Below are 14,336 nucleotides of genomic sequence, written 5' to 3'. Positions count from 1 at the left end.
CTGCCGGCCATCGTCGCGCTGGCCTTAGAATGGCCGGATGAACGACGATCTCCTCCGCGCCACCTTCCACGGTTTCGAACAGATCCCCCTGCGCGAGTACGCCGAGCGCGCCTACCTCGACTACTCCATGTACGTGGTGCTGGACCGCGCCCTGCCTTTCATCGGCGACGGCCTCAAGCCGGTGCAGCGCCGCATCATCTATGCGATGAGCGAGCTGGGCCTGAACGCCTCCGCCAAGCCGAAGAAATCCGCCCGCACCGTCGGCGACGTGATCGGCAAATACCACCCGCACGGCGACTCCGCCTGCTACGAGGCGATGGTGCTGATGGCGCAGCCGTTCTCGTGGCGCTATCCGCTGATCGAAGGCCAGGGCAACTTCGGCTCCAGCGACGACCCGAAATCGTTCGCGGCGATGCGCTACACCGAATCCAAGCTGTCGCCGATCGCCGAAGTGCTGCTGGGCGAGCTCGGCCAGGGCACGGTGGACTGGACGCCGAATTTCGACGGCACCCTGGAAGAGCCCACGTGGATGCCGGCGCGGCTGCCGCACCTGCTGCTGAACGGCACCACCGGCATTGCCGTGGGCATGGCCACCGACGTGCCGCCGCACAACCTCAACGAGATCGTCAGCGCCTGCGTGCGCCTGCTGGACGACCCCGACGCGACGGTCCGTGACCTGTGCGAGCACGTGCGCGGCCCGGACTATCCCACCGCGGCGGAAATCATCACCGCACCTGCCGACCTGCTCAACCTGTACGAGACCGGCAACGGCAGCGTGCGTGCGCGCGCCGTATTCGTGAAGGAACACGCCAACATCGTCATCACCGAGCTGCCGCACCAGGTCAGCCCGAGCAAGGTGATCGAACAGATCGCCGCGCAGATGCGGGCCAAGAAGCTGCCGTGGCTGGAGGACATCCGCGACGAGTCCGACCACGCCAACCCCACCCGCATCGTGCTGATCCCGCGCAGCAACCGGGTCGACGCCGAACAGCTGATGGGCCACCTTTTCGCCACCACCGACCTGGAGAAGAGCTTCCGGGTCAACATGAACGTGATCGGGCTGGACGGCCGTCCACAGGTGAAGAACCTGAAGATGCTGCTCAGCGAATGGCTCAGTTTCCGCCAGACCACCGTCACCCGCCGGCTGAAACATCGGCTGGACAAGGTCGAGCGTCGCCTGCACCTGCTCGAGGGCCTGCTGGTGGCCTTCCTCAACCTCGACGAAGTGATCCGCATCATCCGCACCGAGGATGAGCCGAAGGCGGTGCTGATGGCGCGCTTCCGGCTGTCCGAGGACCAGGCCGACTACATCCTCGACACCAGGCTGAAGCAGCTGGCGCGGCTGGAGGAAATGAAGATCCGCGGCGAGCAGGATGAACTGGCGGCCGAGCGCGAAAAACTGCTGACCACGCTGGACAACAAGGCCAAGTTGAAGAAGCTGATCAAGGACGAGTTGCTGGCCGATGCGAAGAAGTTCGGCGATGCCCGCCGCAGCCCGTTGGTGGCGCGCCAGGCCGCACAGGCGCTGGACGAGACCGAGCTGGTGGCAAGCGAGCCGATGACCGTGGTGGTCAGCGACAAGGGCTGGGTGCGCGCCGCCAAGGGCCATGACATCGATGCCGCCGGGCTGTCCTACCGCGAAGGCGACCGCCTGCTGGCGGCGGTTCGCTCGCGCAGCACGCAGCAGGTGGCCTTCCTCGATTCCACCGGTCGCAGCTACTCGACCTCGGTGCACACCCTGCCCAGCGCGCGCGGCAATGGCGAACCGCTGACCGGGCGCTTCTCGCCGGCGCCGGGCGCCAGCTTCGAGGCGCTGGCCAGCGGCGGCAACGACGAGCGGCTGGTGATCGCCTCCAGCCATGGCTACGGCTTCGTCACCCGCTTCGAGAACCTGACCAGCCGCAACAAGGCCGGCAAGGCGCTGCTGTCGCTGTCCGAAGGCGGCCACGTGCTGCAGCCGGCGGCGGTGGCCAGCGTCGAGGTCGACCGGATAGTTGCTGTCACCAGCGCCGGCCATGTGCTGGCCTTCCCGGTGGCCGAGCTGCCTGAACTCGACAAGGGCAAAGGCAACAAGATCATCGAAATCCCCAAGGCCAAGCGCGGCACCGAGAGAGTGGTGGCGATCGCGGTGGTGCCGGAGGGCGGCAAGCTGTTGGTGCAGTCCGGCGCGCGCACCATGACCTTGGCCTTCCGCGACCTCGATCCCTACCTCGGCGCCCGCGGCTCGCGCGGCGGCCTGCTGCCGCGCGGTTGGCAGAAGGTGGACGGGCTGGGGGTCGAACCGTAACCATCATCGACGGCGAGACGGCCGGGCGTTTCGCGTAGCCGCATTTCGAGCGGCGTAGCGAAATGCGCGGCGGTAGGCGCCGTCGAGCAAGGAGACCCGCATGCACCCTGATTTCTGGCACCAGCGCTGGCAGCAGAACCAGATCGGCTTCCACCAGTCCACGCCCACCCCGCTGCTGCAGAAGCACTGGCCGGCGTTGGGCGTGCCCGCCGGCGCCCGGGCTTTCGTGCCGCTGTGCGGGAAATCGCTGGACATGGCCTGGCTGGCGGCGCAGGGACACCGGGTGCTCGGGGTGGAGCTGTCGCGGCTGGCGATCGAGCAGTTCTTCGCCGAACACGGCCTGCAGCCCGCCATCGAGGACAGCCGCTACGGCACGCATTTCCGCGCCGGCGACATCGAGATCATCTGCGGCGACGCCTTCGGCCTGGACGCAGAGCTCCTGGCCAGCTGCAGCGCCGTGTTCGACCGCGCCGCGCTGATCGCGCTGCCGCCGGCGTTGCGCCGGAGCTACGCGGGCGAACTGCAGGCGCGCCTGCCCGCTGGCTGCCGCGGCCTGCTCATCACCCTGGAGTACCCGCAGGCCGAACGCGATGGCCCGCCGTTCGCGGTGCAGGAGCAGGAAGTGCGGGAGCTTTACGCCGACGCTTGGCGCGTTGACCTGCGCGAGCGTCGCCCGATTCCGGCCGACCACTCGGGTTTCGTGAATGGGGTTTCCAGCCTGCAGACCGCCGTCTACGCGCTGCAGCGCCGGTGAAAGCCCGCCACGCGGGTTGATCCGGATCAATTCGCATCCCTGCCAATCTGCCCTAAGCTGCGCCCATGCATTCCCAGCACATCGCCTTCGATGCCGGCCTGTTGCGCCGCTATGACCGACCCGGTCCCCGGTACACGTCGTACCCGACCGCGCCGCAGTTCACCGCGGACTTCGGCGAGGTCCAGTTGCGCGAGGTCGTGCAGGCCAGCAACGAGGAGCCGATCCCGCGCCGGCTGTCGCTGTACGTGCACGTGCCGTTCTGCTTCAGCCCCTGCTTCTACTGCGGCTGCAACCGCATCATCACCCGCGATCTGGCCCGCGGCGAAGCCTACCTGGCCCGGCTGCACCGCGAGATCGCGCTGGTCGCGCCGATGTTCGACCGCGACCGCGAGGTGATCCAGCTGCATTTCGGCGGCGGCACCCCCAACTTCCTCACCCCGCAGCAGCTGGGCGACGTGGTGGATGCGCTACGCCGGCAGTTCCATTTCGCCGAAGCCGGCGACCGCGACATCTCCATCGAGATCGACCCGCGCTTCTGCGAGCCGGGCTGGCTGCCGGAACTGGCCAAGATCGGTTTCAACCGCGCCAGCCTGGGCGTGCAGGACTTCGACCCGAAAGTGCAGGAGGCGGTCAACCGCATCCAGAGCGTGGAGGAAACCCGTGCGGTGGTGGACGCCAGCCGCAAGGCGGGCCTGCGCTCGGTCAACATCGACCTGATCTACGGCCTGCCCGGGCAGAACCTGGAAGGCTTCGGCAAGACCCTGGACATCGTCACCGAGATCCGCCCGGACCGCCTGGCGGTGTACAGCTACGCGCACATGCCGCATCTGTTCAAGCCGCAGAAGCAGATCGACGAGAAACTGCTGCTGAGCGGCGAAGAAAAGCTGGCGCTGCTGCAGCTGGCGGTGGAGAAGCTCAGCGCCGCGGGCTACGTCTATGTCGGCATGGACCATTTCGCCCTGCCCGACGACGACCTGGCCCGCGCCCAGGCGCGCGGCGGCCTGCACCGCAACTTCATGGGCTACACCACCCACGCCGACAGCGACCTGGTGGGCCTGGGCGTCTCCGCGATCAGCCATATCGGCAACAGCTTCAGCCAGAACCCGCGCGACCTGCCTTCGTGGGAAGCGGCGATCGACGCCGGCCGCCTGCCGGTGTTCCGCGGCATGCGCCTGAGCGAGGACGACGAGCTGCGCGCCGACCTGATCCAGTCGCTGATGTGCCAGGGCGAGATCCCGATGGCCGCGCTGGAACGCCGCTACGGCATCCGCTTCGAGGAGTACTTCGGCGAGGAAATGGAGCGCCTGCGGCCGCTGGCCGAGGACGGACTGGTGCGGGTTTTGCCCGGACGCATCGAAGCCACCTCGCAAGGACGGCTGCTATTGCGTAACATTGCCATGTGCTTCGACCGATACCTGGCCCCGCCCGAACCCGACGCCCGGCCGCGCTTCTCCCGCGCGATCTGACCCGTCCCCGCGATATCGACGCCAGACCGGTTCCGGGGCGTTGCCCCAGCGGGTGCCCGCGATGAGCAATCTGCCGTTTCCGCGGCTGGGCCCGCAGGTCCTGTCCGACGATGGCGACGAACTGCAGTTCTGCACCACCTGCGCGTTCTCCCACGCCTGCCTCTCGCAGGGCATGGACAAGAGCGCGCTGAAGGAACTGCACGTGCTGGTCGAGCACATCGGCCCGTTCCACGCCGGCGACTACCTGTTCCGCGAGGGTGACCCGTTCGAGGCCATCGCCGCGGTGCGCGCCGGCAGCGTCAAGACCTGCGTCACCGACCGCGAAGGGCACGAACACGTGCTCGGGTTCCACTTCCCCGGCGAAGTGATCGGTCTCAATGCCATCGACGGCCACCGCTACCCTTGTGACGCGATCGCGCTGGACACAGTGATGCTGTGCCGCTTCTCGTTCCCGAAGATCTCGGTGCTGGCGACCCGCGTGCCCGGCGTGCAGCGCGAGCTGTTCCGCCTGCTCAGCCGCGACATCGGCCGCGCCGCCCTGCTGGCCGGCGACTGGAGTGCCGACCAGCGCGTGGCGGCATTCCTGGTCGGGATGTCGCGGCGGCTGTCCGCGCGCGGGTTTTCGTCCACGCGCTTCCAGCTGACCATGGCCCGCACCGACATCGCCAACTACCTGCGGCTGGCGCCGGAAACGGTGAGCCGCGTGCTGCGCCGGATGCAGGACGACGGCGTGCTGGCGGTGGAGCGGCGCGAAGTGGAACTGCTCGATTCCAGCCGCCTGGAAACGCTGGCGGCGCCGATCCTGCGCGAGTGAAGCGGCTAACCGAAACACTCCCAATCGCCTGATCGGCGCGATCCTCGCAGGCAGTTGACGCAAGTCATGGTGCAGCGCGGCGGATCGGCCGACGATGCCGTCGCTCGTTCAATCGCTTGTTCAACTCCCGGGAGAGACGCAATGTCCATCACCAAACGGCTATGGCTGGGCTTGGGGGCCCTCCTGGCCGCAAGCTTCGCCGTCATGCTTTGGCTTGGCGTGGATCTGATCCATACCAAGCCCCCCATTCCAGATCGCGTCGTTGCGGCCAACGGCCAGGTGCTTTACACCAAGGACGACATCCAGAAGGGCCAGCAGGCCTGGCAAAGCATCGGCGGCCAGCAGCTCGGCTCCGTCTGGGGCCATGGCGCCCTGATCGCGCCCGACTGGTCGGCCGACTGGCTGCACCGCGAAACCGTGGCGATGCTGGAACTGCAGGCACGTGCCGATACCGGTCAGTCCTACGACAGCATGGACGAAACCGAAAAGGCCAAGATCCAGGCCAGCGTCAAGCCGCAGATCCGGACCAACACCTACGACGCGGCCAAGAACGAAATCGTGGTCAGCAACCAGCGCGCGCAAGCGATCAGCGCGGTGGCTGCGCACTACGAGAGCCTGTTCTCGAACGATCCGGCCACGCACAAGCTGCGTGAGGCCTACGCCATGCGCGAAGGCACGATGCCGGATGCGGACAGCCGCCGTGCGATGACCGGCTTTTTCTTCTGGGCCGCATGGGCCACGGGCACCGACCGCCCCGGCTACGAAAACCGCACCTATACCAACAACTGGCCGTATGAACCGCTGATCGGCAACAAGCCGACCTCGGACAACTTCATCTGGTCGGTGTTCTCGATCCTGTTCCTGATCGGCGGCATCGGCCTGCTGGCCTGGCACTACGCCGCCTACCATCGCAAGGAAGATCTGCCCACGCCGCCGGAGAAAGACCCGCTGCAGGGCATCACCATCACGCCCTCGATGAAGGCGACCGCCAAGTATTTCTGGGTGGTGGTGGCGCTGTTCCTGTGCCAGATCCTGCTGGGCGCAACCACAGCGCACTTCCAGGTGGAAGGCCAGGAAGCCTATGGCTTCGCGATTTCCGAAATCCTGCCCTACTCGCTGACCCGCACCTGGCATACCCAGCTTGCGGTGCTGTGGATCGCCACCGCATGGCTGGCCACCGGCCTGTACATCGCGCCCGCGGTTTCCGGCTATGAGCCCAAGTACCAGCGCCTTGGCGTGAACTTCCTGTTCGTCTGCCTGTTGATCATCGTGGTCGGCTCCTTCGTCGGCCAGTGGTTCGCGGTGATGCAGAAGATGGACATGAAGTACAACTTCTGGTTCGGCCACCAGGGCTGGGAATACGTCGACATCGGCCGCTTCTGGCAGGCGTTCCTGTTCATCGGCCTGCTGCTGTGGCTGCTGCTGATGGGCCGTTCGCTGTGGCCGGCGCTCAAGCGCAAGGACGAGATGTCCTCGATCGTGGGCCTGCTGTTCCTGTCCACCGTCGCCATCGCCCTGTTCTACGGCGCGGGCCTGATGTGGGGCGAGAAGAGCCACATGTCGGTGGTCGATTACTGGCGCTGGTGGGTCGTCCACCTGTGGGTGGAAGGCTTCTTCGAAGTGTTCGCGGTGGCGGTGCTGAGCTTCCTGTTCGTGAAGCTGGGCCTGCTGCGTGGCAAGTCGGCGACGATCAACGTGCTGTTCGCCACCATCGTGTACATGGCCGGCGGTGTGCTTGGCATGTTCCACCACCTGTACTTCTCCGGCACCACCACCGCAGCGGTAGCGCTGGGCGCCAGCTTCTCGGCGCTGGAAGTGGTGCCGCTGGCGCTGATCGGGCTTGAGGCTCACGAGACCTGGAGCCACAGTCGCGCCACGCCGTGGATGGAACGCTACCGCTGGCCGATCATGTTCTTCCTCGCCACCAGCTTCTGGAACCTGATCGGCGCCGGTCTGTTCGGCTTCCTCGTCAACACCCCGATCGCGCTGTACTACATGCAGGGCATGAACCTGACCGCACTGCATGGCCACACCGCGCTATTCGGCGTGTACGGCATGCTCGGCATCGGCCTGATGCTGTTCTGCCTGCGCGGCCTGCGTCCGCAGGTGCAATGGCCAACCGGCCTGCTGCGCGGCGCGTTCTGGTGCTTCAACATCGGCCTTGGCCTGATGGGGCTGCTGACCCTGCTGCCGCTCGGCGTGCTGCAGCTCAACGCGGCGCTGGAGAACGGTTACTGGTTCGCCCGCTCGGCCGAGTTCATGAACCGCCCGATCATCGACATGCTGGTGTGGATGCGCATGCCGGGTGACATGGTGTTCGCCAGCGGCGCGATCCTGCTGGCCCTGTTCGTGGCCATCAAGTGGCTGAAGCCGAAGCTTGCGGCGAACTGATCCTTCGCCTCAAGCGACAAGACCACGGGGACGGCCAAGGCCGCCCCCGTTTTGTTTGGGCGCGTCGACCGTGCACCCGGGCTTCAGCCCGGCGACCCGACGAGCGCGGCCGGTTGGCTCCGCTCCCGCAAAGGTGCCGCGGCGGCGCGGGGCGCGATGCCGGTCTTCCCTCGCCCGTTGCCGACCGGCGGCCCCGGCGATCTGACCTGAATCAAGGCGACTGTCACCCGCGCGCGCGACACTTCCGGCATGGACAGGAACCTTCGCAACGACCCCGCCGGCGGCCTTTCACCCGCCCTGCTGGCGGAAGCGCCGCACCGACTGCTGTTCTTCGTCGGCGCGGTCAACGTGCTGCTGGCGATGAGCTGGTGGCTGCTGTGGCTCATCGACGCGCGCTGGGGCGCCATCGGCCTGCCCACCGGCACGCCGTTCGGCGGCTGGATGCACGCGTTCGTGATGCAGTATCAGTTGCTGCCGCCATTCATGTTTGGTTTCCTGCTGACCACCTTCCCGCGCTGGACCGGCACCCCGGACCTGTCGCGCTGGCATTACGTGCCGGTGGGGCTGGGCCTGCTGGGCGGGCAGCTGGCGGTGGTCGGCGGCATGCTGTCCGGGCAGGCGGCGATGGTCCACATCGGCGTGGTGATGTCGCTGGTCGGCTGGACCTATGGGTTGTCGCAGCTACTGCGGGTGCTGCTGGCCGAGCGCCGCGCCGGCAAGGGGCCGACCTGGCACGCCTGGTCATGCTTCGCCGCGTTGTCGTTCGGGCTTGCCGGCCTGCTGCTGATGGCGGCGCACCTGCACGGCGCCGGGCCGTGGGCGGTGACGGTGTCGATCAAGTTCGGCACGTTCGGGCTGCTGCTGCCGGTATACGCGACGGTGGCGCACCGGATGTTCCCGTTCTTCGCCGGCAATACCGTGCCGGGCTATCGGGCGTGGCGGCCGATGTGGGTGCTGGCATCCCTGTGGGCGCTGCTGCTGGCGCATCTGGCGCTGGAACTGGCGCATGCCAACCGCTGGCTGTGGCCGGTGGATGCGCTGCTGGCGGTCGGCAGTGCGCTGGTGCTGCTGCGCTGGTGGCCGCGCGGCAAGGCGCCGGGGATCCTGTGGGTGCTGTTCCTCGGCTTCGCCTGGCTGCCGGTGGCGTTCGCGCTGTATGCGGTGCAGAGCGCCCTGTATGCCGCCGGCGGCGAATTCGTGCTTGGCCGCGGGCCGGCGCATGCGCTGTTCATCGGCTTCTTCGGCAGCCTGCTGGTGGCGATGGTGACGCGGGTGACGCAGGGCCATTCCGGCCGGCCGATGGCGATGCCGGCGGTGGGCTGGTTCGCCTTCGCCGCGCTGCAGCTGGTGGCGGTGACGCGCGTGGCCGCCGAAGTCACCCCGGATTCCTATTTCTGGCAGGTGGTCGCCGCTGCCGGCTGGCTGCTGGCGTTCCTGCCGTGGGTGCTGCGCTCGCTGTCGATCTACCTGCATCCGCGCGCCGACGGGCGCCCGGGCTGAGGACCTGCGCATGTCGCCGATGATGGAGTTCTACCCGCAGGTCAAGTGGACGCACGTGCACGCGGTCATGTGCAGCGGCGCGATCTTCGCGCTGCGCGGCGGTGCCGCCCTGCTGGGTGCGCGCTGGCCGCGCCACTGGCTGCCGAAGTACACCAGCTACACCGTCGACACGATCCTGCTGACCTCGGCCACCATGCTGTTCTCGATGCTGCCGAAGGCGATGTTCGCCAACGGCTGGCTGTCGTTGAAGCTGGCGCTGCTGGTAGTCTATGTGGTGCTGGGCGTGCTGGCGATGCGCGAGAAGCGCAGCCGCACGCAGCGCGCCGCCTTCTACGTGGCCGCGCTGGCCACATTCCTGTTCATCTACGGCATCGCCCGCGCGCATCATCCCGCCGGCTGGCTGCTGCCGCTGCTGGGCTGAGTTCCCCGGAGCCTTCGATGCAATCCGCGACGCCTTCTTCCGCCGCGCAGCCGCGCGTGCCCGACGCCTGCTTCCTCGGCCCCTACGGCGAAAACGATTCGCTGCTGGAAAAACTCGTCGTCGAGTTCCTGCGCGACCACGTCTACTGGCGGCGCAATTTCCATCCCGAAGACCCGCCGGCGATCTCCACCGCGGCGGCGCAGCATCCGGAATACCAGGCATTCGAGGCGCGCATGCGCCGCGAGCTGCACCAGCTGTCCGCGGCGCTGAAGAAGTCGGTGCCGTTCCACAGCCCGCGTTACATCGGCCACATGGCCTCCGACCTGCTGTTGCCCGGGCTGGCCGCGCAGATCCTGACCCTGCCCTACAACCCCAACAACGTCTCCGAAGATGCCGCGCCGGTGACGGTGGAGCTGGAGGTGAAGGTGGGCCTGCAGCTGGCCGGCATGCTTGGCTACGTCAACGACCCGGCGCGCGCGGACTGTGCTTTCGGCCACCTGACCTCGGGAGGCACCCTGGCCAACTATCAGGCGCTGCGACTGGCGCTGGCGCAGAAGGCATTCCCGGTGGCGCTGCTGGCGGCGGGCGTGCCCGAGCTTGATCTGCCCGAAGACGTCTGGAGCGCGTTCAACCTGCATCCGCACCAGGCCACCGCGCTGGTGGACCGCTGGGGCCAATGGCTGGCACAGGCAAGCACGGGCGAGCGCCGGCGCTGGCAGGCGCGCGTGCAGGGCGAGCGCATCGAGCAGCGCGGGTTGGCGGGTTTCTTCGCCGCCCATCCCACCCTGAAGCTGCCGAAGGTGCTGGCGCCGATCACCGCCCATTACTCCTGGAGCAAGGGCTGCAAGCTGCTGGGGCTGGGCCGCGCCCAACTTGAACTGCTGCCCGAGCGCGGCATGCGCATCGACGCCGACGCACTGGAAGCCACCATCGAGCGTTGCCTGCGCGAGCGCCAGCCGGTGCTGTTGGCGGTGGCGGTGATGGGCACCACCGAATACGGCACGATCGACCCGATCGACGCGGTGGTGGACGCACGCCAGCGCTTCGCCGCGCGCGGGCTGGGCTTCGCGGTGCACGTCGATGCCGCCTGGGGCGGCTACCTCGCCACCCTGTTCCGCAACGAGGACGGCAGCCTGCGCTCGCGCGAGGAGATCGCCGCCGGCTTCAGCGCGTTCCCGTCGGCGGAGGTCTATTCCGCCATCGCCGCGCTGGGCGATACCGATTCGGTGACGGTGGACCCGCACAAGCTCGGCTACCTGCCCTACGGCACCGGCGCCTTCATCTGCCGCGACCACCGCGCGGTGGCGCTGCTCTCGGAGGAAGCCGACTACGTGTTCCACGGCCAGGCGCCGAAGGATTACATGGGCCGCTACCGCAGCCTCGGCCAGTTCATCCCCGAAGGCTCCAAGTCCGGGGCGGCGGTGGCCGGCGTGTACGTCACCCACAAGGTGCTGCCGCTGGACCACGCGCATTTCGGCCGGCTGCCGGCGCAGACCATCCGTTCCGCCGAAGCCTTCCACGCACGTGCGCTGCGCTTCGCCGACGACCTGCGCGACGTGGTCCGCGCGGTGGTGCCATTCGCGCCCGACAGCAACCTGGTGTGCTTCGCGCTGAACCCGACCGGCAACCGCGATGTGGCGGTTGCCAACGCCTTCGTCCGGCGCGTGCATGACGAACTGCGCATCGATCCCAGCCGGCCGCTGCAGGACAAGCAGTTCTTCGGCTCGGTGACCACGCTGCGGCCCGACGCGCTGGGCGAGACCGAGACCCGCCGCATTCTCGACGCACTGGGGCTGGATCCGGCGACGCTGGGCGAGGATGGCGGCGACCGGCTGATGATCCTGCGCCATACGCTGATGAACCCGTACCTGATCGACCACGAGAACGGCATCAGCTACATCGACCGCTATTTCGAGCACCTCGGCGCGCGGGTGCGGGCGCTGCTGGCGGCGGGAAATTGAGGATCGGCCGCGGACGCGGGATCATGGGCGCATGAACACGCTCACGACCCGCTCCGATTCGGCCGCCCGCGCCTGGGTGCGCAACGCCCTCGCCCTGCTGGAACAGGAGGCCACGCGCTCGGCCGACACCCACCTGCTGCGGCTGGATTTCCCCGGTTTCCCGGACATCGCCTTCTACTTCAAGGACGAGGCCAGCCATCCCACCGGCAGCCTCAAGCACCGGCTGGCGCGTTCGCTGTACCTGTACGCGCTGTGCAACGGCCGGCTGCAGCCGGGGCAGACGGTGGTGGATGCCTCTTCCGGCAGCACCGCGATTTCCGAAGCCTGGTTCGCGCGCCTGCTGGGACTGCCGTTCATCGCGGTGATGCCGGCCTGCACCGCGCCGCAGAAAATCCTCGACGTGCAGGCGCTGGGCGGGCAGTGCGATCTGGTCGAAGACCCGGCGCAGGTGCACGCGCGCGCCGCCGAGCACGCCGCCAACGGCGCCTGCCATCTGGATCAGTTCGGTCTGGCCGAACGCGCCACCGATTGGCGCGGCAACAACAACATCGCCGAATCCATCCTCGGCCAGCTGCGCCGCGAACCGCAGCCGGAGCCGTCGTGGATCGTCTGTGGCGTGGGCACCGGCGGCACTTCCGCCACCATCGGCCGCTACCTGCGCTACCGGCGCATGGACACCCGTCTGTGCGTTGCCGAGCCCGCCGGCAGCGGTTACGTGCACGGCTGGCGCGAACGCAGCCGCGACGCGGTGGCCAGCCGGGCCACGCGGATCGAAGGCATCGGCCGCCCGCGGGTGGAGCCTGGCTTCATCTTCGACGTGGTCGATGGCGTGATCGAAGTCGAGGACGCCGCGTCCATCGCCGCCGCACTGCAGCTGGAAGAACTGCTGGGCACGCGCTACGGCGGCTCCTCCGGCACCAACTTCGCCGCCTGTCTGCAGCTGGCCGCGGACATGCGCGCACGCGGCGAGCGCGGCAGCATCGTCAGCCTGCTCTGCGACCGCGGCAAGCGCTACCAGCAGACCCTGTTCGATCCCGGCTGGCGCGACGCGCACGGCCTCGACATCGCGCCATGGCAGCAGTCGCTGGCCACGGCACTGGCCACCGGAACATTCACCCCACCCGACGGTTCTTCATGAGCTTCCACGACCTGCGCGCCTACCTTTCCGCACTCGAACGCCACGGACGCCTGCAGCGCGTCGGCGCGCCGGTCGACCCCGAACTCGAAACCACCTCGCTCAGCCTGCGCGCCTTGCGCGAAGGCGGGCCCGCGCTGCTGATGGAACATCCCGTCGGCAGCGACCATGCCTACCTCGGCAATCTGTACGGCCATCGCGACCGCATCGAGGCAGCTCTGGCCGGACGCCCGCTGGCCTCGCTGCGCGAACTCGGCGAGCTGCTGGCGGCGATCCGCGAACCGCGCTGGCCGTCCAGCCTGCGCGACGCATTGAGCAGCTGGCCGGAGCTGGCGCAGCTGGCGCACGTGGCGCCACAGAAGGTGCGCGAAGCCGCGTTCCAGCACGAAACGCTGGAAGGCGATGACGTCGACCTGTCGCGCCTGCCGATCCAGCGCTGCTGGCCGGAAGACGCGGCCAAGCTCATCACGCTTGGCCTGGTCGTCACCCGCGGCACCCGCAAGCCGCGCCAGAACGTGGCGATCTACCGCCAGCAGGTGATCGGCAAGAACCGCATCATCATGCGTTGGCTGCCGCACCGCGGCGGCGCGCTGGACTTCGCCGACTGGAAGGCCACCCATCCCGGCAAGCCGTTCCCGCTGCTGGTGGCGATCGGCGCCGATCCCGGCACCCTGCTGGCGGCGGTGGCGCCGATTCCCGACACGCTGTCGGAATACGAATTCGCCGGCCTGCTGCGCGGCGAGCGCACCCGCGTCTGGCCCAGCAAGCTGACCGGGCTGGACGCGCCGGCCGGCTGCGAGATCCTGCTGGAAGGCTTCATCGACCCGGCCGAAACCGCGCTGGAGGGCCCGTTCGGCGACCACACCGGCTACTACAACGCGCAGGACCATTTCCCGGTGATGACCATCCAGCGCATGCACCTGCGCAAGGATGCGATCTACCAGGGCAGCTACATGGGCCGCGCGCCGTTCGACGAGCCCTCGGTGATGGCGATGGCGCTGAACGACGTGTTCGTGCCGCTGCTGCGCAAGGTGTTCCCGGAGATCGTGGATTTCTACCTGCCGCCGGAAGCGTGTTCCTACCGCATCGCGGTGGTGTCGATCCGCAAGCAGTACCCCGGCCACGCGCGCCGGATCATGATGGGCATCTGGTCGTACCTGCGCCAGTTCACCTACACCAAGTTCGTGATCGTCACCGACGAGGACATCGACGTGCGCGACTGGTCGCAGGTGATCTGGGCGATCTCCACCCGCGTCGATCCGGTGCGCGACAGCGTGCTGATCGACAAGACGCCGATCGACTACCTCGACTTCTCCAGCCCCACCCCGAACCTCGGCTCGAAGCTGGGGCTGGACGCCACCAACAAATGGCCGGCGGAAACCACGCGCACGTGGAGCAAGCCGATCCAGCTGGATGCCGCGGTGGAAAAGCGCGTGGATACGCTGTGGCGCGGGGTGGCGGCCGGCAAACAATCACCGGCCGCCGCAACCCCGTAGCGAAGCAGGCCCCGCTCGAACGAAACGGCTCAGTTGGCCGCTTCGCTCCAGTCATGGTCGTCGAACAGCTGCGGATACTGCGCCAGCGCTTCCTGCATCGGCGCCAGCTCC

The 14,336-nt window shown here is 68.1% G+C and carries 10 protein-coding genes; all 10 read left to right on the top strand.

Features of this window, described 5'->3' with window-relative positions; translation table 11 throughout:
- Positions 1 to 37 precede the first annotated feature (37 nt).
- Complete coding sequence (gene parC / locus G582_RS0112465) at positions 38 to 2,287, top strand: DNA topoisomerase IV subunit A (protein ID WP_028840116.1); 2,250 nt, start codon at positions 38 to 40, stop codon at positions 2,285 to 2,287.
- 100 nt (positions 2,288 to 2,387) lie between these two features.
- A complete protein-coding gene (locus tag G582_RS0112460) occupies positions 2,388 to 3,041 on the top strand; it encodes a thiopurine S-methyltransferase (protein ID WP_028840115.1) in 654 nt (217 codons plus the stop codon).
- Between the two features lie 65 nt (positions 3,042 to 3,106).
- The gene (hemN, locus tag G582_RS0112455; protein ID WP_028840114.1) at positions 3,107 to 4,507 is read left to right on the top strand and encodes an oxygen-independent coproporphyrinogen III oxidase; all 1,401 of its coding nucleotides are present in this window, start codon (positions 3,107 to 3,109) and stop codon (positions 4,505 to 4,507) included.
- Positions 4,508 to 4,568: 61 nt separating this feature from the next.
- A complete protein-coding gene (locus G582_RS0112450; protein ID WP_028840113.1) occupies positions 4,569 to 5,321 on the top strand; it encodes a helix-turn-helix domain-containing protein in 753 nt (250 codons plus the stop codon).
- A 141-nt stretch (positions 5,322 to 5,462) separates the two neighbouring features.
- Positions 5,463 to 7,712 carry a nitric-oxide reductase large subunit gene (locus G582_RS0112445; RefSeq protein WP_028840112.1) on the top strand — a complete coding sequence of 750 codons (2,250 nt, stop codon included), beginning with the start codon at positions 5,463 to 5,465 and terminating at the stop codon, positions 7,710 to 7,712.
- A gap of 249 nt (positions 7,713 to 7,961) precedes the next feature.
- Positions 7,962 to 9,212 (top strand): NnrS family protein, encoded by a 1,251-nt coding sequence (locus G582_RS0112440; protein WP_028840111.1) that lies wholly within the window; start codon positions 7,962 to 7,964, stop codon positions 9,210 to 9,212.
- A gap of 10 nt (positions 9,213 to 9,222) precedes the next feature.
- Positions 9,223 to 9,633 carry a SirB2 family protein gene (locus G582_RS0112435; RefSeq protein WP_342777271.1) on the top strand — a complete coding sequence of 137 codons (411 nt, stop codon included), beginning with the start codon at positions 9,223 to 9,225 and terminating at the stop codon, positions 9,631 to 9,633.
- A gap of 17 nt (positions 9,634 to 9,650) precedes the next feature.
- Positions 9,651 to 11,594 (top strand): pyridoxal phosphate-dependent decarboxylase family protein, encoded by a 1,944-nt coding sequence (locus G582_RS0112430; RefSeq protein ID WP_028840109.1) that lies wholly within the window; start codon positions 9,651 to 9,653, stop codon positions 11,592 to 11,594.
- Positions 11,595 to 11,625: 31 nt separating this feature from the next.
- Complete coding sequence (locus G582_RS0112425; RefSeq protein WP_028840108.1) at positions 11,626 to 12,732, top strand: PLP-dependent cysteine synthase family protein; 1,107 nt, start codon at positions 11,626 to 11,628, stop codon at positions 12,730 to 12,732.
- Complete coding sequence (locus tag G582_RS0112420) at positions 12,729 to 14,225, top strand: UbiD family decarboxylase (RefSeq protein WP_028840107.1); 1,497 nt, start codon at positions 12,729 to 12,731, stop codon at positions 14,223 to 14,225. Before G582_RS0112425 ends, G582_RS0112420 begins: the two co-directional genes overlap by 4 nt.
- The last annotated feature ends 111 nt before the right edge of the window (positions 14,226 to 14,336 follow it).

Origin of the sequence: Thermomonas fusca DSM 15424 (assembly GCF_000423885.1) — a bacterium.
Lineage (GTDB): Bacteria > Pseudomonadota > Gammaproteobacteria > Xanthomonadales > Xanthomonadaceae > Thermomonas > Thermomonas fusca.
This window is presented reverse-complemented; position numbering and strand designations above follow the sequence as displayed.